This is a genomic window from Streptomyces sp. PT12 (assembly GCF_003311645.1).
GTDB lineage: Bacteria > Actinomycetota > Actinomycetes > Streptomycetales > Streptomycetaceae > Streptomyces.
This window is the reverse complement of the sequence record NZ_QEST01000184.1, coordinates 125,249-147,115: the sequence shown is the minus strand read 5'-3', so window position 1 is coordinate 147,115 and position 21,867 is coordinate 125,249. Positions and strand designations below refer to the sequence as shown.

Here is a 21,867-nt window from a genome sequence, read left to right as displayed (position 1 = left end):
ACGCCAAGGGCGACCGTGCGACCACCCCCGGGTTCGCTCATACGAGAGGAGGGAATGCTCATGTGTACCCCGCCGGTTACAGTCGAGGGGACCGCACCGTGACCGCGCCAGAAAGGTCGTCCCGATGACGGAGCACCATCTCCCTCCCCCGCTGGACGTCGGCCCCCAGGCCCCCGACCGCAACCTCGCCCTCGAGCTGGTCAGGGTGACCGAGGCGGGGGCGATGGCCTCGGGCCGCTGGGTGGGGCGCGGCGACAAGAACGGCGCTGACGGCGCCGCGGTTCGCGCGATGCGCGCGCTGATCTCCACCGTCTCGATGAACGGCGTGGTGGTCATCGGCGAGGGCGAGAAGGACGAGGCGCCGATGCTGTTCAACGGGGAGCGGGTCGGGGACGGTTCGGGCCCCGAGTGCGACGTGGCGGTCGACCCGGTGGACGGCACGACGCTGACGGCCAAGGGCATGGCCAACGCCGTGTCGGTGCTCGCCGTCGCGGAGCGGGGCGCGATGTTCGACCCGAGCGCCGTCTTCTACATGGACAAGCTGGCGACGGGCCCCGAGGCGGCGGAGTTCGTGGACATCGACGCCCCCGCCTCCGTGAACATCCGGCGGGTGGCCAAGGCCAAGGGCGGCAGCCCCGGCGATGTGACCGTGTGCATCCTGGACCGGCCGCGGCACGACGCGTTGGTGCGGGAGGTCAGGGAGTGCGGCGCCCGGATCAAGTTCATCCAGGACGGGGACGTGGCGGGGGCGATCATGAGCGTCCGCGAGGGCACGGGCGTCGATCTGCTGCTCGGCGTGGGCGGCACCCCCGAGGGCATCATCGCGGCCTGCGCGATCACATGCCTTGGCGGCACGATCCAGGGGAAGCTGTGGCCCAAGGACGAGGCGGAGCGGCGCGCGGCCCTCGACGCGGGCCATGACCTCGACCGGGTGCTGCACACCGGCGACCTGGTGCGCGGCGAGAACGTGTTCTTCGTCGCGACGGGCATCACCGACGGCGAGCTGCTGCGCGGGGTGCGGTATCGCGCGGAGACGGCGACGACCCAGTCGCTCGTGGTGCGTTCGCGCTCGGGCACGATCCGGCAGATCGACTCGACGCACCGGCTGTCCAAGCTGCGGGCGTACAGCGCGATCGACTTCGACACCGCGCGCTGAGCCCTGAAGGGCGCGAGATACGGCGCTGGATCCGGTGGGGGGGATCCGGCGGGGGCCCCGGGGCAAACGGCGGGCGGTCCCGGGCGGAGGAGCCGGGACCGCCCGCGGGGGGGGGGGGCCGCGCCGGTGTGGTGTGGGGGGACCGGGGGCGCGGCGTCAGGCGATGCGGCTGATGTCCGCGGGCCTGCCGCCCGCGGCCGCGTCTCGGCGCCGCCTGCGGCTGAGCACCACGCGGCGCTCGGCGGCGGTCAGCCCGCCCCAGACGCCATAGGGCTCGGGCTGGAGCAAAGCGTGCTCGCGGCACTCGAGCAGCACAGGGCAGCGGGCACATACCGACTTGGCCGCCTGCTCCCTGGAGAGCCTGGCCGCCGTGGGCTCCTGGGAGGGGGCGAAGAACAGCCCCGCCTCATCCCGCCGGCAGGCGGCCTCCGAGTGCCAGGGCCCCGCGAGATCTTTCGAACTGCGTTGCGTGGGGACGGCGGGGGACCACTGGGACTCATGTGGCGGTGACGATTGCAGCACGGTCAACTCCTGACGACGGCTACGGGGGTCGCTCCTGGCTGGTGGACCCTCACCCGTCAGGGGGTGCCGCTGTTCGCCTTCCCACCATGCGGCCATACGAGTGACGGTCCCCCCAGCCCTACCCACTGTGCGCACGTCTATGCACGGAGCGACAACATGGTCAGACGTATCAGCCGTCGCTGAGGTTCCTCAGGCGCTTCCCCCGCACGTGCCTCGCCTCGACCCCGCCCCAGATGGCCACACCCTGCACGACCACGATCGGGGCGTGGGGCTCGGGCGACTCGGCCTCGCGCACATCGAAGCTGCCCATGACGCCGCTGCCCGCGCTGCGCAGGCTGACGTTCTCCGGGACGCGGATCTCGATGCCTCCGCAGATGGCCGTGGCGTTGACCACGACATGGCGGTACTCGAAGATCGCCTCGGTCAGGTCCAACTCGACGCCGCCGCACACCGCCACGGCGTTCACCTTGGGGCCGACCCGCCAACGCCCCTGGCGCGTGGAGCCACTGAGGACGGCCACGACGTTCTTCGCGTTGGACACGCTCAACCCGTGCGAGCCGCCGCGCCGTTCGAAGGCGCGCGGAGGCGGGGGCGCATGGCCGGGGCCGGGGCCGGGGCCCTGGGGCTGGCCTGCGGGCAGGTCCTGGATCAGCGGCTCCAACTCGGCGAGTGTCTTGGCCCGGTAGACCGCCTCGACCCGCTCGGCGTGCTCCTCGGCGTCGAGCCGCCCCTCGGCCAGCGCCTCGCGCAGGATGTCGGCGATGCGGTCGCGGTCCGCGTCGGACGCCCGGACAGGCTGCTTCTCCAGCGGCACGGAGGGCCGGTTCTCAGCGTTCACGACGACCAGCGTACAGACACGCGATACATCGCGACCAGACCCATGTGGTAATGTGCTATCACACTGCTAGTACACCATCGACGGGGGCTCCCATGACCACCAACGATCAGACTGTTCCTGCCGACGCGCCCGACGCGCCCGACATGCCGCCGCCCAGCGTCAGGGAGTTCAGGGCGCGCAGCGTCCCCGGCGGCCTCGCGCTGCTGCTCACCCTGACCGGCTCGCTACTGGGCCTCGGCGGCGTCTTCGCGGGCATCGCGATCGCCGCGAACGGCTCCCCCGCCGTCGGCGTCCCGCTGCTGGTGGCGAGCTCGCTGCTCTTCCTGACCGCCCTCTTCCTGATGACCGGGCTCAACATGGTGGCCCCGGGCGAGGCGCGCGTCGTGCAGTTCTTCGGGCGCTACACCGGCACGATCCGCGACGACGGCCTGCGCTGGGTCAACCCCCTGACCACACGCGTCAAGATCTCCACCCGCGTCCGCAACCACGAGACGGCCGTGCTCAAGGTCAATGACGCCGACGGCAACCCGATCGAGCTGGCCGCGGTGATCGTGTGGCAGGTCGAGGACACCGCGCAGGCCAGCTTCGAGGTGGACGACTTCGTGGAGTTCGTGGGCACGCAGACCGAGTCGGCCGTGCGGCACATCGCGATCGAGTACCCGTACGACGCCCCGGAGGCCGACCAGTTGTCGCTGCGCGCCGACGCCGAGGAGATCACCGAGAAGCTGGCCGTCGAGCTGACCGCGCGGGTGCGGGCGGCGGGCGTGCGCATCGTCGAGTCGCGCTTCACGCACCTCGCGTACGCGCCGGAGATCGCGTCGGCCATGCTGCAACGTCAGCAGGCTGGCGCCGTGGTGGCGGCCCGTCAGGCGATCGTCGAAGGGGCCTGCGGCATGGTAGAGAAGGCGCTCGAACGGCTCGGCGACATGGACGTGGTGGAGCTGGACGACGAGCGCAGGGCCGCGATGGTGTCCAACCTGCTGGTGGTCCTGTGCGGAAGCCATGGCGCCCAGCCCGTGGTGAACGCGGGGTCCCTCTACCAGTGACCGAGGGTCCGCACTCCGAGGGGGCCGCGCGGCGCGCGCGCAAGCAGGTGCTGCTGCGGCTCGACCCGGCCGTCCACGACGCGCTCGCGCGGTGGGCGGCCGACGAGCTGCGCAGCACCAACGCGCAGATCGACTTCCTGCTGCGGGCGGCGCTGCGGGACGCGGGCCGCCTTCCCAGGGACGCGGGGCCGCACCCACGGCGCGGGCGGCCGCCCAAGAGGGTGGAGGATTAGGCGGGAGGCGCCATCTCGAACCACACGAGCTTGCCCGTGCTCAGGCGGGTCGCGCCCCACTGGCGGGCGAGGCGCTGGACGAGATAGAGGCCCCTGCCGCCCTCGTCCGCCGGGCCCGCCTGCCGCAGCCTCGGCAGCTGCGGCACGTCGTCGCCCACCTCGCAGCGCAGCACGTCGGTGCGCAACAGCCGGACGGACACGGGGCGTTCGGCATAGCGAACGGCGTTGGTCACCACCTCGCTGACCAGCAGCTCGACGGAGTCCTCCAGCTCTTCGAGCTCCCAGCGCGCCAGGCTGTCCCGCACCAGGCGGCGCGCCTCGCGCACCGACTCGGCGCGCGGGTCGAGGCGGCAGTAGGCGACGTTCCCCGGGGCGATGCCCTCGAACCTCGCGGCGAGCAGGGCGATGTCGTCGTCGCGGTCGCCGGGGCCGACGATGTCAAGGATCTCGTCGCACAGCGGCTCAAGCGGCGCCGCGGCGTCGGGCCGCGTCAGCCGGGAGATCTCCGCCAGCTTCTCCCTCAGGTGCTCCACGCCCGTCCACACGTCGCGGCTGCGGGACTCGACCAGGCCGTCGGTGTACAGCACGAGGGTGGCGCCCGCGGGCGCAGGCAGCTCGACCGTCTCGAAGTCGACGCCGCCCACGCCGATGGGCGCGTTGGGCGGGAGGTCGACCAGCTCGGTCGAGCCGTCCACATGAAGGAGAACGGGCGGCGGGTGACCGGCGTTGGCCGCGGTGATGCGGTGCTCGACCGGGTCGTAGACGGCGTAGAGGCACGTCGCCATCCGGTCGGTGCCCAGGCGTTGGGCCTGCTCGTCGAGGTGGTGCAGCACCTCCTGCGGCGGCAGGTCGAGGCCCGCGAGGGTCTGCACCGTGGTGCGCAGCTGGCCCATGATGGCCGCGGATGTCGTGGAGTGGCCCATCACGTCGCCCACGACCAGCGCGATGCGGCTGCCGGGCAGCGGGATCGCGTCGTACCAGTCGCCGCCGACGCGCGCGGACTGGGCGGCGGGGAGGTAACGGCTGGCCAGCCGCACGCCGGTGGGCTGCGGCAGGTCGTCGGGGAGCATCGTGCGCTGCAACTCGTCGGCGATCGACGCCTCACGGCCGTAGAGCACGGCCTTGTCCACGCCGAGCGCGGAGTGGGTCGCGAGCTGCTGGGCGACCTGAAGGTCCTCCTGCTCGAACGACTCGCGGTCGGGCCGCCGCAGAAACACCGCGGCGCCGATGACCCGGCGCCGCCCACGCAGCGGCGCGAGGATCGCCCGGTGCCCCTCGGGGAGCGCCACGGCCCCGGTCAGCTCGCGCAGCGCCGCCCTGGGCACCTGGGACTCCACGAAGACGGGCCGGACGCCGCGCAGCACCTCGGCGAGCGGCCCGTTCCCCCTGACCTCGACCAGCGGGGTCGCGCTGGCCAGGATCGGCAGAACGGGGCCCGAGCCGTCGCCGTGCACGTCGTCGAGGGATTCGAGCGAGGCGCCGCCGAGCGACAGGGCCTCGGGGATGCGGTCGGTGCGGCGCAGCTTGAGCACCATGGGCGTCACGGGCTGCTCGTCGCCGACCGGCAGGGGGTGTCTGAGGTAGACGAGGATGGCGTCGGAGAACGTGGGCACGGTGGCGCGGCACAGGCCGAGCACGATCTCGTCCAGGTCCATCCCGCGGGCGATGCGACGGGTGGCGGCCCCCACGAACCGCAGCCTGTCGGTGTCGCCCATCCCGCCGTTGAGCCCCTCGCCCGACGCCGGGCGGGCTGGCGGCTGCTCCGTCGACTCGGGCTCGGAGCGGGCGTGCGGCAGCGCCGGTCCTTCGGCGAACGCGGGAACGTCCGCCGTGCGCGCCGCGTGCTGCGGTGGGGTCGGGTCCGTCACAAGGGGAGATCCATCCAGGCGGGAACTAGCATGCGGAGTGGGGTCGTTGTGAGGTTGTGGGGGTCGATCCTACGTTTGGTGGCCAGGGGCGTATCAAGAGGCTCGTGGGTGGGGCCGCCGGACGCGGACATCGGGCACCGGAGCCGGGGCATCGGAAGCCAGGTCACCGGAAGCCGGGGCGTCGGGAGCGCTGTCGTCGGGGGCGCGGTCCCAGTCGGCGGGCAGCCGGGGGATCCGCCAGTGCGGATCGGGTCGCCATGCCACCCAGTCCTCGGAGAACGGCCTGTCCCACGCGCGGATCGCGCGGGTGGCCTCGCGCCCGGCCTCGCGGATGCGCTCCACCTGCCCGGCGTCCAGCAGTCCTGCCTGCTGTGCCTGGGCGAACTCATCCTCGTCCCGCCACTCCCAGCTGCGGTCGGGGTACACCGCGATATCGAGAAAATGGTCCTCCGAATCGACCCCTCCCGGCCACCGGCTCCGGGGTTCTTCAAGATTGACGTACCAGTTCTTGAAGCGCCAGCCCCGATCCCAGAAAAGCCACACCGACCACGGCTCGCCGGGGCGCGCGAGCTTGAGGACCCCGGCGCCGAGCCACCGGCCGTGAACGGTCGTGCGCGGCTTGGTGTAACGGGTGGCCAGCGGCTCGTCGTGCACGGGCGTGCCATCGGCGAGCTCGGGCCTGACGCACTCCGTGCCGGGCGCCATCCACACGGCCAGCAGATCGGGGGTGTCCTGGACAACGGTGACCGGTCGGCAGATGTGGAATTCCCGTGGCTCTCCCCGCCCATTGGCGCGATATCTCCACAGAATGTGGTCCCCCGGCTGCCACGGACGCGCACCGCCGGTCCCGTCTTCTCCCGTTGTCATCTACACATGGTATTCGGGTCGACGCGGAGGGCGGGCGCGGCCGGGGGCTGAAGCTCGAACGCTTGTCAAGGCCATGGCTCGGCCGTGAAGGCCGTGTCGTGGCCGTTGTCGTGGCCGTGTTGGTGCGGCTCGCGTGGTGCGGCGGCTCGGTCGTGCGGCGGTCAGGGGCGGGTCATGCGGAGGACGTCGAGCGCCTCGTCGAGCTGCTCGATCGTCAGGTCCCCGCGGTCGACGTAGCCGCCGTCGAGCACCGTCTCGCGGATCGTCTTGCGCTCGGCGAGGGCGCGCTTGGCGATCTTGGCGGCCTCCTCATACCCCAGGTAGCGGTTGAGGGGGGTGACCACCGAGGGCGAGGACTCGGCGTACTCGCGGGCGCGTTCGGCGTTGGCGGTGATGCCGTCGACGGTGCGGTCGGCGAGCAGGCGCGAGGCGTTGGCCAGCAGCCTGATGGACTCCAGCAGGTTCTTGGCGATGACGGGCAGCTGGACGTTCAGCTCGAAGTTGCCCGAGGCGCCCGCGGTGGCGACGGTGACGTCGTTGCCCGTGACCTGGGCGGCGACCATGAGAACGGCCTCGGGAATCACGGGGTTGACCTTGCCCGGCATGATCGACGAGCCCGGCTGGAGGTCGGGGAGCGCGATCTCGGCAAGGCCGGTGCGCGGGCCCGAGGACATCCAGCGCAGGTCGTTGCAGATCTTGCTGAGCGAGACCGCGATGGTGCGCAGCTGCCCTGAGGTCTCCACGAGGCCGTCGCGGGCGCCCTGGGCCTCGAAGTGGTCGCGCGCCTCGGTCAGCGGGAGGCCGGTGGCGCGGGCCACCTCCGTGATCACGGCGGCGGAGAAGCCGGGCGGGGTGTTGATCCCGGTGCCCACGGCGGTGCCGCCCAGGGGCAGCTCGGCGAGGCGCGGCAGCGAGGCGTTGAGGCGTTCGATGCCGAAACGTACCTGTGCCGCGTACCCGTTGAACTCCTGCCCGAGGGTGACGGGCGTCGCGTCCATCAGGTGTGTGCGCCCCGACTTCACCACCTCGGCGAATTCCGCGCCCTTGCGCTCCAATGCGTCGGCGAGGTGGTTCAGCGCGGGGATCAGCTCGCCGGTGACGGCGCCCGTGGCCGCGATGTGGATGGAGGAGGGGAAGACGTCGTTGGACGACTGGCTGGCGTTGACATGGTCGTTGGGGTGGACAGGGCGGCCGAGGCGCTCGGTGGCCAGGGTGGCGAGCACCTCGTTGGTGTTCATGTTGGACGAGGTGCCCGAGCCGGTCTGGAAGACGTCGACGGGGAAGTGCTCGTCCCAGCGGCCTTCGGCGACCTCGTCGGCGGCCGAGACGATGGCCTCGGCCATGTCCTTCTCGACGACGCCGAGCTGGGCGTTGACCGTGGCCGCGGCCGCCTTGATGCGGGCCAGGGCCGCGATGTGGGCGCGTTCGATGCGCTGGCCGGAGATCGGGAAGTTCTCCACGGCCCGCTGCGTCTGCGCCCGCCACTTGGCGTCCGCGGGGACCCGCACCTCGCCCATCGAGTCATGCTCGACGCGGTATTCGTTCGTACCACTCATGGGAGCGAATCTACCGGCCCCCGGTCAGCCGAGAGCTATCCGTCTGCCGCGCAGCGCCCGGCGCGCACGGCGTGTGCGCCAGCCCCCGTGTGCGCGAAGGAGCTCCTTGGCCACGGCGTCGGCCAGGAGGGAGTCCAGGGAGCCCAGTTGGACGCAGGCGCGCTCGGTGGGCCAGCCGTCGGGGCCGTGGTACGCGGCCAGCTCGGGGATCAGCTCGGCCCACTGCTCAGGCGAACCGGCCGCCTCCGCCTTGGCGGCGCGGCGGCGCAGCTCGTCGGCGCGGCGGCGCCGCTCGGCGGCGCGCCGGCGCAGCTCGTCGGCGCGCCGGCCCGCCTCGGGGCCGGGTCCTGCGCCGGACCCGGGTCCTTGGCGATCGGCGGGTGCCGGGCGGTCGGCAGGTGCCGGGCGGTCGGCAGGTGCCGGGCGGTCGGCGGGTGCCGGGCGGTCGGCGAAGGAGGGCGCGGTGCGGGGCGCGGTGCGGGGCGCGGACGCCGTGGGGCCAGGGGCGCTGCCGGAGGGCGGCGTGGGCCTCGGCTGGGGCTGGCGCTCGGGCTGGGGCCTTCGGGGCGGGGCGGGGGGCGGGGTCGCGGGGGCCGGGGTCGCGGGGGCCGGTCCGGCGTTGGCGCACAGGGCGCGGATCAGGTCGCGCAGCGCTCCCGCGACCTCGGCGGCGCCGCCCGGGCGGTCCTCGGGCGCCTTGGCGAGCAGCCGCAGCGCCAGCGCGTCCACGGCCCGGGGGATCCCGGGGCGCACGGCGCTCGGCGCGCGCGGCGGCTCGTGCACCTGCCGGTACATGACCTGCATCGCGGTGCCGCCGCGCGGGAAGACGGTCTCGCCGGTCAGCATCCCGAACAGCACGCAGCCCAGCGCGTACAGGTCGGTGCCCGGGCCGATGTCGCCGCCCGCGCACTGCTCGGGCGCCATGTAGTCGGGGGTGCCGATCACCGTTCCCGTGGCGGTGAGCGAGGTGCGGCGCTGCTCGCTGATGCCCTCGGCGAAGCGGGCGATGCCGAAGTCCAGGAGCTTGACGCGGCCATGGCTGAGCATCACATTGCCGGGCTTGAGGTCGCGGTGCACGATGCCCACGCCGGGGGCGTGCGCCGCCGCGAGCGCGTCGGCGATCTGCGCCGCCCACTCCAGCGCGACCGGCAGGGGCGGCGTTCCCTCGGCGAGGCGGCGGTCGAGCGACTGGCCTGGCACCAGCTCCATCACCAGGAAGACGGCGGGCCTGCCCGCGAACACGCCGGTGAACAGGTCGTGCACGGTCACGATGTGCGGGTGCGCAAGCTGCGCGATGGCCATGGCCTCCCGCTCAAGGCGCTTAACCAGGTCCGCCTCGGCGCCGTCCGTCGCGGTCTTGATGGCCACGTCGCGCCGCAGCCGCTCGTCATGGGCACGCCAGACCTGCCCCATCCCGCCCTCGCCGAGCTTGCTGACGAGCCGGTAACGGCCTTCCACCACATCGCCGACGGCCATGGGCTTCCCCCGAACTCCCCGATGTCAGTTGTCAGTGGGACGGCTTAGGATCCCACAGCAGCGTCCGGCAGCGGGCGGGGGTGCGGACGAGCGCGACAGGCGGAGCGGGAGGGGCGTGTGATGGCAGGCCGGTCGAGGCGGGGTGCGGGGTGCGTGGCCGCGGTGATCGGCCCCGCCCTGCTGCTCGGGCTGTTCGCCGCTCCCCCGGCGCGGGCGGCGGATGGCCAGCTGGCCGAGGCGGCCCAGGCGTTGGCCGAGGGGCCGGGCGTGTGGGTCGCCGAGGGGTACGAGGGGATCGACGACGACGCGGTCGCCCTGATGAACGCCAGGTACGGCATGGCCCGGACGCCGGTGCGGGTGGCCATGCTCACCGAGGAGATCCCCGAAGGGGACGCGGCCGCCGAGGAGTTGGCGGCCGAGGTGGGTCAGCCCGGCGTCTACCTGGTGTACAACGAAGTGCACACGCCCGTGAGCGACAGCCCCGACACATCCGAGGCGTGGGCGGTGTCAGGGGTGTCCGCGACGCTTGACGAGCTGGCCGCGGAGAACATGGAGCGGATCGGCATACCCTCGGGGAACTTCCTGCTGACCCTGCCCGACGCGCTCGACGGTGACCTGCGCCCCCGGGTGGCGCAGACGGCGGGCGGCGATGACCCGTTCTTCGTGGACCCGGCCGTGAGCGAGGCGTTCCCCGGGCTCGACGAGGAGATGCTGCGCGAGGCGTTCGCCGACGTGCCCTCGGTGCGGGTGGCGTTGGTCTCGGGCCTTGGCGGCGACATGGAGGAGGCGCGCGCGTCCATGCTGGACGGGCTGCCGGACGACGGGGTCGCGCTGCTGATGCAGTGGGAGGACGGCGAGTTCTCCGCGGTGGTGAGCGCCGGGTCGGGGGTGCCGTTCTCCATCAGCGAGCTGGAGATGGTGGTCGGCGCCTCGGGGATCACGGAGGTCCCCGCGGGCGAGCTGCCCGAGCGCGTGGCGCTCCTGGCGTCGGTGCTCGGGGAGGATGTCACGGAGGTGGCACGCGAGGCGCTGGCGGCCGGTCCCTCGGTGTATGTGCACCCCGGCGTGTCCGACGGCCACACGGACGCCGACACGGTGGCCGCGCTGGCCGACGACCTCGCGGCGGCCGACGGGGCGGCGCGGGTGGCTTTCCTGCCGGAGGGCGTCACGGAGTTGCAGACCGGCGACGACTACCCGATGTACGAGCCGGACGCGGCGCGGCTGATCGCCGCCGACGGCGGGAACGCCGCGGTGTTCCTCGTCGACCCCTACCACGGCGGCCGGATCTCCACGGTCTCGGCGACGGGCGACGAGGCGTTCGTGTGGGCGGCGGAGTTCGCGTGGAACGGCGAAGAGAACTTCGTGGCGTCGACGATGACATCGCTGCTCGAAGAGCTCGGCGCGTCGGCGATCTCGGGCGGCGGCGGGGACGCGGACGCCGGGGGCGGCGGTGAGGACGAGGCCGCGGGGTCCGAGGCGGCCGAGGAGCGGGAAGGGGCGGGCCTGCGGCGCTCCGTGCTGATCGTCCTGGCCGTCGTGGCGATCTGGGTGCTCCCGCCCCTGGTCATGCGGCTGACGCGCCGCCAGCGCAGGACCCTGGCGATGGACCGCCATCGCAGGCGCCTGGCGCGGCTGGCGCCCGATGAGGCGCGCGCGGAGCTGGCCAGGGCGAAGCTGGCGGCCCAGGCGGCGCGCGCTGACCTGATACGCCTCGGCGACGAGCTCGCGGACGCCCGGGAGCCGAGCGCGCCCCGCGCGCTGCGGATCCTGCAACGCCTGCGGGCGGAGTACGAGCGGCTGCTGCACGCCCAGGCGAACGTCCTGTCGGCGACCCAGGTGCCGGGGATACGGAAGGACACGGCACGCGTCCGGAAGGCGCTGCGCGCGCTGCGGTGACCCCGCCCACCGCCCCTCCAGGGCTGCCGCCCCGGGGTAACGCCCCCGCGCCGCATGCCCGCTGGCCGCATGCCCGTTGGCCGCATGCCCGTTGGCCGCATGCCCGTTGGCATCCCCGGCCCACCCGCCCCCGCGGGGGCCGCCCGCCCGAGAGGGCCGGAAGGCGCGGCCCGACGCGGCCGTTGCCGCCCCGGCCGCGGCGCCCGCCCGCCTCGTCGAAGGCGAGGCGGGCCACGCCGGTCGCGGCCCACGACCATGGCGGTGCCCACCCGCGCCCCGCGGGGCGGGTGGGCGGGTGGGCCGGGGTGGGGTCACTCCGTGCGGAGGCCGTCGGGGCGCATCATGTGCCACAGCAGGGGGAGGCTCACCAGGGTCACCGTCGCGATCATGCCCGCGCCGACGGCGGCCATCGGGAGGAACGCGAGCCAGCCGCCGACGCGCAGGTCCACCATCGACATCAGCAGGGCGCCGAGCCCCGTTCCGACGATGGCGGCGAGCCCGAGGCCGAGGACGACGGGGACGGCCGTCTGCCACAGGAGCGACGCGCTCAGCGTGCTGCGCCGGGTGCCGAAGGCCACGAGCGCGGACAGCAGGCGGCGGCGTTCCCGCAGCTGCTCCAGCATCGAGACGATCATGCTGGCCGTGATCACCGTCATCACGCCCGTGGCGCCGATGAGCAACGCCCGCTGTATGTCGGCGAGTTCCTCGGAGACCCGCCGGGACTCCAGCTCGAAGACCCAGGCGTCGCGGTGCTCGCCCCAGGCGACGTTCCTGACGTGTTCGAGGGTGTCGGGGTCGTCGCCGTCCGTGCGGACCACCGCGCGGGTCCAGCTGCCCGCCAGGTGCTCATCGCCAAGGGCGCCTGGGGTGGCGAGGATGCCCGCGTTGACATAGCCGGTGGGGTCGGTGCGGGGCTCGACGACGGGCGTGTTCTCGGGGAGGGTCCACGGCACGGGCGCGTCGCCATAGGGCACGCCCTCGGAGTCGACGCCGAGGACCAGCTCCTGGCCCGGCTCGACGGCCAGCTCCCAGGGGTCGCCCTCGCCGGGCGCGACGAAGAGGTCGCCGTTCGCGCACCGTTCGATCCTGGCCATCTCGCGCAGCACGGCGCAGTCGCCCACGACCACCTGGGCCGACGGCGTGATCCCGTCGACGGGCCGCGCGCCGGGGCTCTGCGCCGAGGTCGTCTCCCAGGCCAGGGCCTGGGAGACGCCGGGCAGGCCCTCAAGCTCGCCCGACAGCGCCGCCGCCGTCAGGCCGCCCTCGGTCGACTCGCTGACCTCGATCTGGGCGCGGTCGGGGTCCTGCCCCGTGATCTCGGTCTCCTCGTCGCTGACGCCCATGAACAGCATGTAGAGGGCGGTCGCCCCGGCCACCGCGACGGTGATGCCGCTGACCGTCCTGGCCGCGGCTCCGCTGCTGAGCTGGAGCCTCCTGGTGGCGAGTTGGAAGGAGACGGGGCCGCCGCGCAGGCGCCCCACGACGCGTTCGACGACCCAGGGCAGCAGGACCGTCGCCGCGACGAGCAGCAGCACGACGCCCACCGCGGCCTGGGCCTGCCCGCCGGTGCTTCCGCCGTCGAACGAGCCGCCCAGCATGGGCGCGAGCAGCACCAGGCCGAGCGCGCCTGGCACCAGCCGCCAGACCAGGCGCCGACGGCGTTCGGTGGCGTCGCGCACCACGCCGAGCGGTTCGATCGCGATGCCGCGCAGCGCGAGCAGCGAGACGACGACGGCCGCGACGGGCACGCCGACCAGGATGAGCGCGGCGAGCGGCGGGGCGGGCACGATGTCGTGGGGGAACGCGGAGAAGCCCCACACGGTGACGGTGCCGAGCCAGGCGCGCAGCAGGAGGAACGCGGCGCCGCCGAGCAGGAGCCCCGCGACGGCGCCGACGAGCGTCTCCCCCGCGGCGATGCGCCGCGTCATGTCGATGTCGGCGCCGACGAGGCGCAGCGCGGCGAGCCGTTGGTCGCGCCGTTCGCCGCCGAACCTGACGGCGGTGGCGATGAAGACGGCGATGGGCATCAGCAGGACGACGCAGATGACCACGACGAGCAGGATCAGCGGGGCGGGCAGCGGCTCGCGCCCCGTGGTCGCGTCGCTGAACACGTAGGCGGTGCTCGCGTCCTCGTCGGGGGTGTCCCCGTCGAGGGTGTCGCTGCCGAGGGTGTCGCTGCCGAGGTAGTAGTAGAGGTCGCCGGGGCCCTGGAGCCCTTCGTCGCCGATGGTGTCCCCGATGGGATGGTCGAGGCGTTCGGCGAGGAGGGCGCCCTCGTCGGACGCGAGCAGGCGCGCGAGCGCCGGGGAGACGGCCATCTCGCCGGGCGCGGGGAACGCGTCGAGCCCGGGCGGGGGTTCGGCCTCGGTGGCGGCCCCGCCGTGCGGCTGGAGGACCCAGCCGCCGATGTCCTCGCCGTGGTACTCGGTGGAGCCGCTGAGCGCCTGGAAGGTCTGGGCGGCGGGGGTGTCCTCGATGGCGGTTTCCAGCACCGGGTCGGGGTTGCGGTCGTCGCCGCGGTCGTCGCGCGCGGCGAGCATCGTGGGCACCGAGGCGGCGAGCAGCAGCACGATGACGCCGAGGCCGACGCCGAACGCGGTGAGTGCCGTGCGCGTCCAGCCGGGTCCGCCGGTGACGGCGAACCGCGCGCCAAGGGCCAGCTCCCTGGCCCAGGTGGCGGGGGACGTGGCTGATCGCTCGCTCACAAAGCCCCCGCCATGTCCCGGGCGCGCCCGTCGCGGACGACGACCTCGCGGTCGGAGTAGGCGGCCACGCGCGACTCGTGGGTGACCAGGACGACGGCGGCGCCGGTGTCGCGGGCGGCGGAGACGAGGAGTTCCATGACGCGCTCGCCGTTGAGGGAGTCGAGGGCGCCTGTGGGCTCGTCGGCGAAGAGGACGCGGGGGTTGTTCACCAGGGCGCGGGCCACGGCGACGCGCTGGCCCTGGCCTCCGGAGATCTGTCCCGGCCGGTGGTGGCGGACGTCGTCGACCTCGAGGCGCGTGAGCCACTCGGCGGCGCGCGCCCCCGCCTCCTTGCGGCCGACGCCGGTGAGGCGCAGCGGAAGGGCGACGTTCTCCTCGCACGTCAGCTCGGGCACCAGCTGGCCGAACTGGAAGACGAAGCCGAAGTCCCCGCGGCGCAGGGCGCTGCGCCCGGCGTCGGAGAGCCTGGCGAGGTCGCGGCCCGCGTAGCTGACGGTGCCGTCGTCGGGGGGCACGATGCCGGCGAGGCAGTGCAGGAGCGTGGACTTGCCGCTGCCCGAGGGGCCCATCACGGCGACGACCTCGCCCGACGCGATGGCGAAGTCGGCGCCCGCGAGCGCGGGGGTCGCGCCATAGGTCTTGCGCAGGCCGGACGCGACGAGCAGGGGCGCGGCGCCCGATGGCATGGTGGGGGCGGTGGGGGCGGTGTGGCTCATGCGCGGACCTCCGATGCGAGCCGGTCGAGGCGTGCGGCGGTCAGTTCGAGCCAGCGCAGATCGGCCTCGAGGTGGAACAGTGCGTGGTCGCAGATCAGCTGGTCGGCGAGGTCGCCGCCCATCTTGCGGCGGGTCAGCTCCCGCATGAGCCGCAGGTGCTCGGCGCGTTGGACGTCGAGGAGCGCGGCGGCGTCGCGGCCCGTGAGCAGGGCGAGCACGACCTTGGTGTACAGGACGCTCTGGAGGTACGGCTCGGGCTTCTCGGCGCGGGAGAGCCATATGCCGACATCGGTGATCCCGGCGTCGGTGATGGCGTAGCGCTTGCGCTCGGGCCCGCCGCCCGACTCGGTGCCGTCGACCTCGACCAGGCCGTTCTTCAGCAGCCTTGACATCGTCGAGTAGACCTGCCCGTAGTGCAGGGGGCGGTCGTGGCCGAAGTGGTTGTCGAAGGCCCGTTTGAGGTCGTACCCGTGGCTGGGTCCGGCCTCCAGCAGGCCGAGGAGCGTATGGCTGATGGACATGCCCGCAACTATACACGTGGTGTATACATCGCATGTATACACCACGTGTATACATGCGATGTGGAGTCGGTGGGGCCTCGTGACCACGGGTCCCGTCACCCGGGCAGCACGGAAAGGCTCCAACGTGGCAACGCCGCGTGCCCCGCCCGCGTCTGATCCCCTAGCGTGAGGAAGGACGCAGGGCAGGGCGAACGGGGCGGAGACGACGTGGCTGAGCAGACGGCGCCGGACGCGGAGCCCGGGGGCGCGGCCCTGACGGCGCCGGTCGCCCGAGCCGTGGCCGCGGGCGCGCAGGAGGCGCGCGGCGCGCTGCGCTCGGTCGCGGTCGTGGCGATACGCGTCGCCCGCAAGCCCTACTGGGAACGGCCCGGGTCCCGCTGGGTGGTGCGCCGCTGGCCCGATCTGACCGCGTGCCTGGCCGCCACGTTCTTCTTCTGGCTCTCCCTCACCCCCTCGCTGGTGCCGCGCCCTTGGTACTACCAGGGCGCCATCGGGGGCATCACGGCGGCGATCGGCTACGGGCTCGGCGCGCTGCTCAGCTGGCTGTTCCGGCTCGTCTCGCCATGGCGGCCGAGCCAGCGGGTGCGGGCGCGGGCGTGGCTGGCCTATCTGGCGCTGCTGCCCTTCGCGGTGGCGATCATGCTGGGGCAGAGCGCGGACATGCAGCGGGAGTTGCGCAGGCTCCAGGCGCTGCCGCCGACCCTGACGTGGCACTCGCTGATGATCACGGCCATCTCGCTCGTGGTGCTCGCCCTGCTGCTCGTGGTCGCCCGCGCGGTGCGGCTCGGCACGCGGCTGCTCACCCAGCTCCTGAACAGGTTCGTGCCCTGGCCCGTCGCCGTGGCGCTCGGGCTCGCCCTGTCGACGACCGTCGTGGTGATCGGCACGCGGGACGTCGTGTGGGACCGCGGGATCCTCGAGGTGGCCGACCGGATCGCCGCCGCCAAGGACCGCTCCACCGACCCGGGGGTGATGCGGCCGTTCTCGCCGCTGCTCTCCGGCAGCCCCGACTCGCTCATCGCGTGGGAGGACCTGGGCAACAAGGGCAGGACGTTCACCGGCACCGCCATCTCGGGCGAGGAGATCTCCGGCTTCACCGGCGAGGACGCGATGGACCCGGTCCGCGCCTATGTCGGGCGCGCCTCCTACGACGACTACGCGGACGGCGCCGAGCTGGCCGTGCGGGAGCTGGAGCGCACGGGCGCGTTCGACCGCGCGGTGCTCGCCGTGACCGGCACGACGGGCACCGGCTGGGTCAACCCCACGACCGTGGAGGCGCTCGAGTACATGCACGGCGGCGACACGGCCGTGGTCACCATGCAGTACTCGTACCTGCCGAGCTGGGCGTCGTTCATGGTGGACCGCAACGAGGCGGGCCTTGCCACCGAGGCGCTGTTCGACGCCGTATACGCGCGGTGGCAGCAGGAGCCCGAGAACGACAGGCCGCGGCTGCTGGTCTTCGGCGAGAGCCTGGCCGTCTCCGCGATCGAGTCGGCGTTCGACGACCTGGACGACCTGATCGAAAGGACGGACGGCGCCCTGCTGATCGGGCCGCCCGACTTCAGCCCGATCCACAGCGCGTTGCGGGACGACCGCGACGCGGGCAGCCCGATCTGGCGCCCCGAGTACGACCGTGGGCGGCATGTCCGCTTCGCGCAGTTCCCCGAGCGCGACCTGCTGCGGCCCGACGGGCAGCCGTGGGACACCCCCCGCGTCGTCTACCTCCAGAACGCCTCTGACCCGGTCGTCTGGTGGTCGCCCGACCTGCTGTTCAAGCGGCCCGAGTGGCTGAACGAGCCGCTGGGGCCCGATGTGACGGGCTCCATCGACTGGTTCCCCTTTGTCACCTTCTGGCAGACGACCGTGGACATGGCCGTCTCCTACACCTCCCCCGCCCCGCACGGGCACCGCTATGGCTCGGGGCCCGTGGACGCGTGGGCCGCCATCGCGCGGCCCGAGGGGTGGACGGCGACCGACACGGAACGGCTGGGCTGGCTCCTGGAGGTCCGCCACCCACCGCGGCGCGGCTGGGCGGGCTGAACGGGCCACGGCGCGGCCGCCGTTGGCCCCCCGCACGGCCCCCGCGCGGCCCCCGCGCCCTCCAGGACGGCGGAACGCCCCGGGCCCCGGCCGCCGTTGACGGGACCGAGGCCCGGGGCGTTCAGGGCCGCCCGGGGGCCCGCTCAGCGGGGCGGCTCCACCGCCGGGGAGACCTCGGCGATGGTCGCGCCGCCGCCCGACGACGCCCCCGCGCGGCGGTCCAACTCCTCCTGGTACGCCCGCAGATAGCCGACCACCGTGCTCGTCACCGCGATCAGCGGCACCGAGACGACGGCGCCGGGGATCCCGGCGAGCATCGAGCCCGCCGCCACGCCGAGGACCACCGCGAGCGGGTGCACGCGGACCATGCGGCCCAGGATGAACGGCTGGAGGATGTGGCCCTCGATCTGCTGCACCAGCAGCACGACGCCGAGCACGAGCGCCGCGTCCACCACGCCATTGGTCACCAGCGCGACCAGGACGGCGAGCGCGCCCGAGGCGATCGCGCCGACCAGCGGCACAAAGGCCGACACGAAGACGATCACCGCGAGCGGCACCGCCATCGGCACATCGATGATGAACAGGCCGATCCCGATGCCCACCGCGTCGATCAGCGCCACTATCACCGTGCCGCGCACATACCCCGTGAGCGTGATCCAGGCGCGCGGCCCGGCGCCCGCGACGCCCTCACGCGCCGCCCTCGGCACCAGGCGCAGGAACCAGTGCCACACGCCCCGCCCGTCGTAGAGCAGGAACAGCACCACGAACAGCGTCAGGCCGACGCCGGTCAGGAACTCGACGGCATAGTTGACGCCTTCGAGCCCGGCCGAGGTCAATGTGTCGGTGTTGTCGGCGATCCAGTTGTTGATGTTGTCGACCCACTCGTCGAGGTTCTCCTCGGTGATGTCGAACGGCAGCTCGAGCACCCAGTTCCGCAGGCGTTCCACGCCCTCCTGGATCTGGGTGGAGAGGTCTTCGGTGTTCTCTATGACCTGCCACACCACGAACCAGCCCATCAGGCCGATCACCGCGAACCCGATGAACGCGGTCACCGCGGTCGAGGTCCCGCGCCCGAAGCCGACGCGCTTGAGCCAGCCGGCGAACGGCTGGAGCAGCGCGGTGATCAGCAGCCCCGCGGCGAACGAGATGACCAGGAGGCTGACCGCCCCGACCACCTGCACAAGCACCCAGATCACGCCCGCGAGCACCAGCAGGCGCCACCCCGCCTCGGCCGCGACGCGCACGCCCCACGGGATCGCCTCGGCGGGCTGCGGCCGCAACGGCGCGGGCGGCGCCGGGGACGCGCCCCCTGGCGGCCCCGTCCCGCCCCCCTCGGCGGCGGGCTCGGGCGCGGGCGGCGGTGGCTCGTCGTCCGGACCGGCCTTGGTGGGCGCCGGGCCTACGGCCGTGTCGGCCACCACGCCCGCGGCCTCGGCCTCCGCCTCGCCGCGCGCCCCCGCCTCGTCCTCGCGGCGCTCCTGCTCGCGCTCCGCCGCGGCCCGGAAACCGGACACCCGCGACATGGCGCGGGTCATGCCGGTCTTCACCCGGCCCATTCTCGACATCCCTTGTCCCTCCGCCCCCATGAATCTCACCGCGATGCGGAAGGGACGTTACCGTGCGGCGGGTAGCGGGCGGGTCTCCCCCGGGTAACGCACCGACGCCGAAGCCCCGCGCCAGTGCGGCACGGGGCTTCTCGAACGCGCGAAGTATCTGGCGTCTCAGGGCGCTGAGCGGCGTTCAGTACCAGTTGTTGGCCTGCCAGAACTCCCAGGCGCCGCACGGGCTGCCATAACGGTCGTCCATGTAGTTCAGGCCCCAGCTGATCTGGGTGGCGGGGTTGGTCTGCCAGTCGGCGCCCGCCGAGGCCATCTTCGAGCCCGGCAGCGCCTGCATCAGGCCATAGGCGCCCGAGCTGGGGTTGGTCGCCGTGTAGTCCCAGCCGCTCTCGTGCTCGACGATCGCCGAGAAGCACGTGTACTGGTCGGCGGCGACCATCTGCTGGGCCATGGCCTGGATCTCGGCCTTGGTGTAGGAGGACTGGATCGGAAAGTCACCCGACCCGGCCGACGACGAGGCGGACTGCGCCGCGAGGGCGGCGCGTTCGGCCTCCTCCCGCTCGGCCTGCTCCTGCGCCTCGCGCTCCGCGTCCGCCTCGGCCCTGCGCTCCGCCGCGGCCTCGGCCGCCTGGATGCGAGCGGCCTCCTGGGCCTGGCGCCTGGCGTCGCTGTCGGCGGCGCTCGACTGCGCGTCCGCCTGCTGGGTCAGCGCGGCGGCGTGGGCCTGCACGCTCGTGCCAGCGGGTATCTCGGCGAGCAGCGTCGCGTCTGCTGCGACGACCTCGACATCGCCGGTGGCGGTGGACTGGTCCTCACCCGACGCGACACCGACGGCCGCGCCGACGGTGGTCACCGCCGTGGCGGACGCCACTGCGAATCCCCGGACCGACATCCCGGTCACACGGTTTCCTTCCGACATCGCCCGCTCGGAAACCCTGCGGGCGCAATCGTGCCCCTGACGCGGGCCTCCCGTTGGAACGTTGGGCGGGGAGGCACTGGCCCGGTCGGGGTCCCGCGCGGCGAACCTGCGGAACCTTCGAGTGGTGCGGGCGGCATACGGCGAGCGGCTGTTCAGTTGTAAAAAGCAGTCCTTGCGGTGTCCTTGGGGACATCGGTGCCGTATGCGGGGCCTGACAGACGCACACACTGCCGGACGCGGATACCCCGAAGCAATTCAGCCCTCTGTGGGAAAGCTCACAGGGCCGACGCCCTTGCCAAACCGCGAAAAGGCGTTCGCAGCGCCCCTGCCAGCGCGTTCGCCCGCCAAGACGGCGGCGCCGCGCGGCGATTCGCCCCTCCTCGCCCGTTTCGCTGAATAACGCACGGAATGGGCGCACATGCTCTCGCCCGCGCCTTTCGGCGCGGGCGAGCGGCGGTCACGCCGAGAAGGCGCGGAGAAAAGGCGTCAAATACGGCCGTCCTCCAGCATTTCCGTCACCAGCGCGGCGATCGGCGACCGCTCCGAGCGCGTCAAGGTCACATGGGCGAAGAGGGGATGCCCCTTGAGCTTCTCCACCACCGCGGCCACGCCGTCGTAGCGGCCCACCCTGAGGTTGTCGCGCTGCGCCACGTCGTGGGTGAGGACCACGCGCGAGTCCTGGCCGATTCGCGAGAGCACCGTCAGCAGGACGTTGCGCTCCAGGGACTGGGCCTCGTCGACGATCACAAACGCGTCGTGCAGCGAACGGCCCCTGATGTGCGTCAGCGGCAGCACCTCGAGCATCCCGCGCGCCACGACCTCCTCGATCACCTCGCGCGTCGTGACCGCGGACAGCGTGTCGAACACGGCCTGGGCCCAGGGGTTCATCTTCTCGGCCTCGGTGCCCGGCAGATACCCCAGGTCCTGGCCGCCCACCGCGTACAGCGGACGGAAGACGACCACCTTGCTGTGCTGGCGCCGCTCCATCACCGCCTCGAGCCCCGCGCACAGCGCGAGCGCCGACTTGCCCGTGCCCGCGCGGCCGCCCATGGACACGATCCCCACCTCGGGGTCGAGCAGCAGGTCGAGCGCGATCCGCTGCTCGGCGCTGCGCCCGTGGATGCCGAACGCCTCGCGGTCCCCGCGCACCAGCCTCACCCGGCCTTCGGGGGTGACCCGCCCGAGCGCCTTGCCGCGTTCCGAGGAGATCACGAGCCCCGTGTGCACGGGCAGCTCGGCGACGGCCTCGTCCGCGACGCTCTCCGTGGCGAACAGCTCGTCCACGGCCTCGGCGCCCAGCGTCATCTCGACCAGCCCGGTCCACCCGTCGGAGTCCGTGATCGCCAGCTCGGCGCGGTACTCCTCGGCCGCGAGCCCCACCGACGACGCCTTGATGCGCAGCGGCAGGTCCTTGGAGACGACGGTGACGTCGTGCCCCTCGGCCTGGAGGTTGCGGGCGACGGCCAGGATGCGCGAGTCGTTGTCCGCGAGGCGGCCCCGCTCGTTCAGCATGGCGGGGGGCAGCACGGCCGGATCCGAGTGGTTCAGCTCGACGCGCAGCGTGCCGCCGAGGTCACCGATCGGCAGGGGCGTGTCGAGCCGCCCGAACCGCACGCGGTACTCGTCGAGCCTGCGCAGCACCTGCCGCGCGAAATAGCCCAGCTCGGGATGGTGCCGCTTCGCCTCGAGCTCGGAGATGACGACGACCGGAAGGACGACCTCGTGCTCGTCGAAGCGGGTGATGGCCGCAGGGTCGGCAAGCAGGACACTGGTGTCCAGGACATACATACGCCGGTCGTTCGAACGCTTCTTGCTGATGGCCACGAGTGGACGAACCCCCTCGGATGAGGTGCGGGGAACAAGGCGCCCAGGGCGCCGGGGGTCGAGACGGCCGGCGCCGACCCGACACGCACGGGCCGGGTGCCGGCCCCGCTCCCCCGCTCAGTGAG

The 21,867-nt window shown here is 73.2% G+C and carries 17 protein-coding genes; 5 read left to right on the top strand and 12 right to left on the bottom strand.

The features are described from left to right. Positions 1–124: 124 nt before the first annotated feature. Positions 125–1,156 (top strand): class II fructose-bisphosphatase, encoded by a 1,032-nt coding sequence (glpX, locus tag DEH69_RS21095; RefSeq protein WP_113688542.1) that lies wholly within the window; start codon positions 125–127, stop codon positions 1,154–1,156. A 156-nt stretch (positions 1,157–1,312) separates the two neighbouring features. Here glpX and DEH69_RS21090 read toward each other — a convergent pair whose 3' ends face one another. Further along, positions 1,313–1,678, bottom strand: coding sequence for a WhiB family transcriptional regulator (locus tag DEH69_RS21090; protein ID WP_113688541.1), 366 nt, complete (start codon positions 1,676–1,678; stop codon positions 1,313–1,315). A 169-nt stretch (positions 1,679–1,847) separates the two neighbouring features. Next, on the bottom strand, positions 1,848–2,516 hold the full coding sequence (locus tag DEH69_RS21085) for a DUF1707 domain-containing protein (protein ID WP_258534844.1): 669 nt from the start codon (positions 2,514–2,516) through the stop codon (positions 1,848–1,850). A 92-nt stretch (positions 2,517–2,608) separates the two neighbouring features. Here DEH69_RS21085 and DEH69_RS21080 point away from each other — a divergent pair, with 92 nt between their 5' ends. Next, entirely contained in the window at positions 2,609–3,562 is a 954-nt protein-coding gene (locus DEH69_RS21080; protein ID WP_113688539.1) for an SPFH domain-containing protein, read from the top strand. Further along, positions 3,559–3,795 carry a hypothetical protein gene (locus tag DEH69_RS21075; protein WP_113688538.1) on the top strand — a complete coding sequence of 79 codons (237 nt, stop codon included), beginning with the start codon at positions 3,559–3,561 and terminating at the stop codon, positions 3,793–3,795. The genes DEH69_RS21080 and DEH69_RS21075 overlap by 4 nt, the downstream gene beginning before the upstream one ends. Here DEH69_RS21075 and DEH69_RS21070 read toward each other — a convergent pair. From DEH69_RS21070 to DEH69_RS21055, 4 genes are all read right to left on the bottom strand, one after another. Next, positions 3,792–5,663 (bottom strand): SpoIIE family protein phosphatase, encoded by a 1,872-nt coding sequence (locus DEH69_RS21070; protein ID WP_113688537.1) that lies wholly within the window; start codon positions 5,661–5,663, stop codon positions 3,792–3,794. The two genes, DEH69_RS21075 and DEH69_RS21070, sit on opposite strands and share 4 nt — an antisense overlap. A gap of 93 nt (positions 5,664–5,756) precedes the next feature. Further along, positions 5,757–6,530, bottom strand: coding sequence for a DUF402 domain-containing protein (locus DEH69_RS21065; protein ID WP_113688536.1), 774 nt, complete (start codon positions 6,528–6,530; stop codon positions 5,757–5,759). Between the two features lie 161 nt (positions 6,531–6,691). Next, positions 6,692–8,086 (bottom strand): aspartate ammonia-lyase, encoded by a 1,395-nt coding sequence (locus DEH69_RS21060; protein ID WP_113688535.1) that lies wholly within the window; start codon positions 8,084–8,086, stop codon positions 6,692–6,694. 24 nt (positions 8,087–8,110) lie between these two features. Beyond that, on the bottom strand, positions 8,111–9,562 hold the full coding sequence (locus tag DEH69_RS21055; RefSeq protein WP_113688534.1) for a serine/threonine-protein kinase: 1,452 nt from the start codon (positions 9,560–9,562) through the stop codon (positions 8,111–8,113). Positions 9,563–9,715: 153 nt separating this feature from the next. Here DEH69_RS21055 and DEH69_RS21050 point away from each other — a divergent pair, with 153 nt between their 5' ends. Next, on the top strand, positions 9,716–11,458 hold the full coding sequence (locus DEH69_RS21050; protein WP_113688533.1) for a hypothetical protein: 1,743 nt from the start codon (positions 9,716–9,718) through the stop codon (positions 11,456–11,458). A gap of 311 nt (positions 11,459–11,769) precedes the next feature. Here DEH69_RS21050 and DEH69_RS21045 read toward each other — a convergent pair whose 3' ends face one another. The 3 genes from DEH69_RS21045 to DEH69_RS21035 are packed head-to-tail and all read right to left on the bottom strand — an operon-like array spanning position 11,770 to position 15,400. Then, entirely contained in the window at positions 11,770–14,163 is a 2,394-nt protein-coding gene (locus DEH69_RS21045) for an ABC transporter permease (protein WP_113688532.1), read from the bottom strand. Continuing rightward, on the bottom strand, positions 14,160–14,879 hold the full coding sequence (locus DEH69_RS21040) for an ABC transporter ATP-binding protein (RefSeq protein WP_113688531.1): 720 nt from the start codon (positions 14,877–14,879) through the stop codon (positions 14,160–14,162). Before DEH69_RS21040 ends, DEH69_RS21045 begins: the two co-directional genes overlap by 4 nt. Then, positions 14,876–15,400, bottom strand: coding sequence for a PadR family transcriptional regulator (locus DEH69_RS21035; protein ID WP_113688530.1), 525 nt, complete (start codon positions 15,398–15,400; stop codon positions 14,876–14,878). Before DEH69_RS21035 ends, DEH69_RS21040 begins: the two co-directional genes overlap by 4 nt. 327 nt (positions 15,401–15,727) lie before the next feature. Here DEH69_RS21035 and DEH69_RS21030 point away from each other — a divergent pair, with 327 nt between their 5' ends. Then, positions 15,728–17,440, top strand: a complete 1,713-nt coding sequence (locus DEH69_RS21030; protein WP_258534864.1) for an alpha/beta-hydrolase family protein — start codon at positions 15,728–15,730, stop codon at positions 17,438–17,440. 143 nt (positions 17,441–17,583) lie between these two features. Here the strand turns inward: DEH69_RS21030 and DEH69_RS21025 are convergent, their stop codons facing one another. The 3 genes from DEH69_RS21025 to DEH69_RS21015 all read right to left on the bottom strand — a co-directional run bounded on the left by DEH69_RS21025 (position 17,584) and on the right by DEH69_RS21015 (position 21,706). Further along, complete coding sequence (locus DEH69_RS21025; RefSeq protein ID WP_113688529.1) at positions 17,584–18,996, bottom strand: AI-2E family transporter; 1,413 nt, start codon at positions 18,994–18,996, stop codon at positions 17,584–17,586. Between the two features lie 184 nt (positions 18,997–19,180). Beyond that, entirely contained in the window at positions 19,181–19,918 is a 738-nt protein-coding gene (locus DEH69_RS21020) for a transglycosylase SLT domain-containing protein (protein ID WP_113688528.1), read from the bottom strand. 486 nt (positions 19,919–20,404) lie between these two features. Next, positions 20,405–21,706 (bottom strand): PhoH family protein, encoded by a 1,302-nt coding sequence (locus DEH69_RS21015; RefSeq protein WP_113688527.1) that lies wholly within the window; start codon positions 21,704–21,706, stop codon positions 20,405–20,407. Positions 21,707–21,867 lie beyond the last annotated feature (161 nt).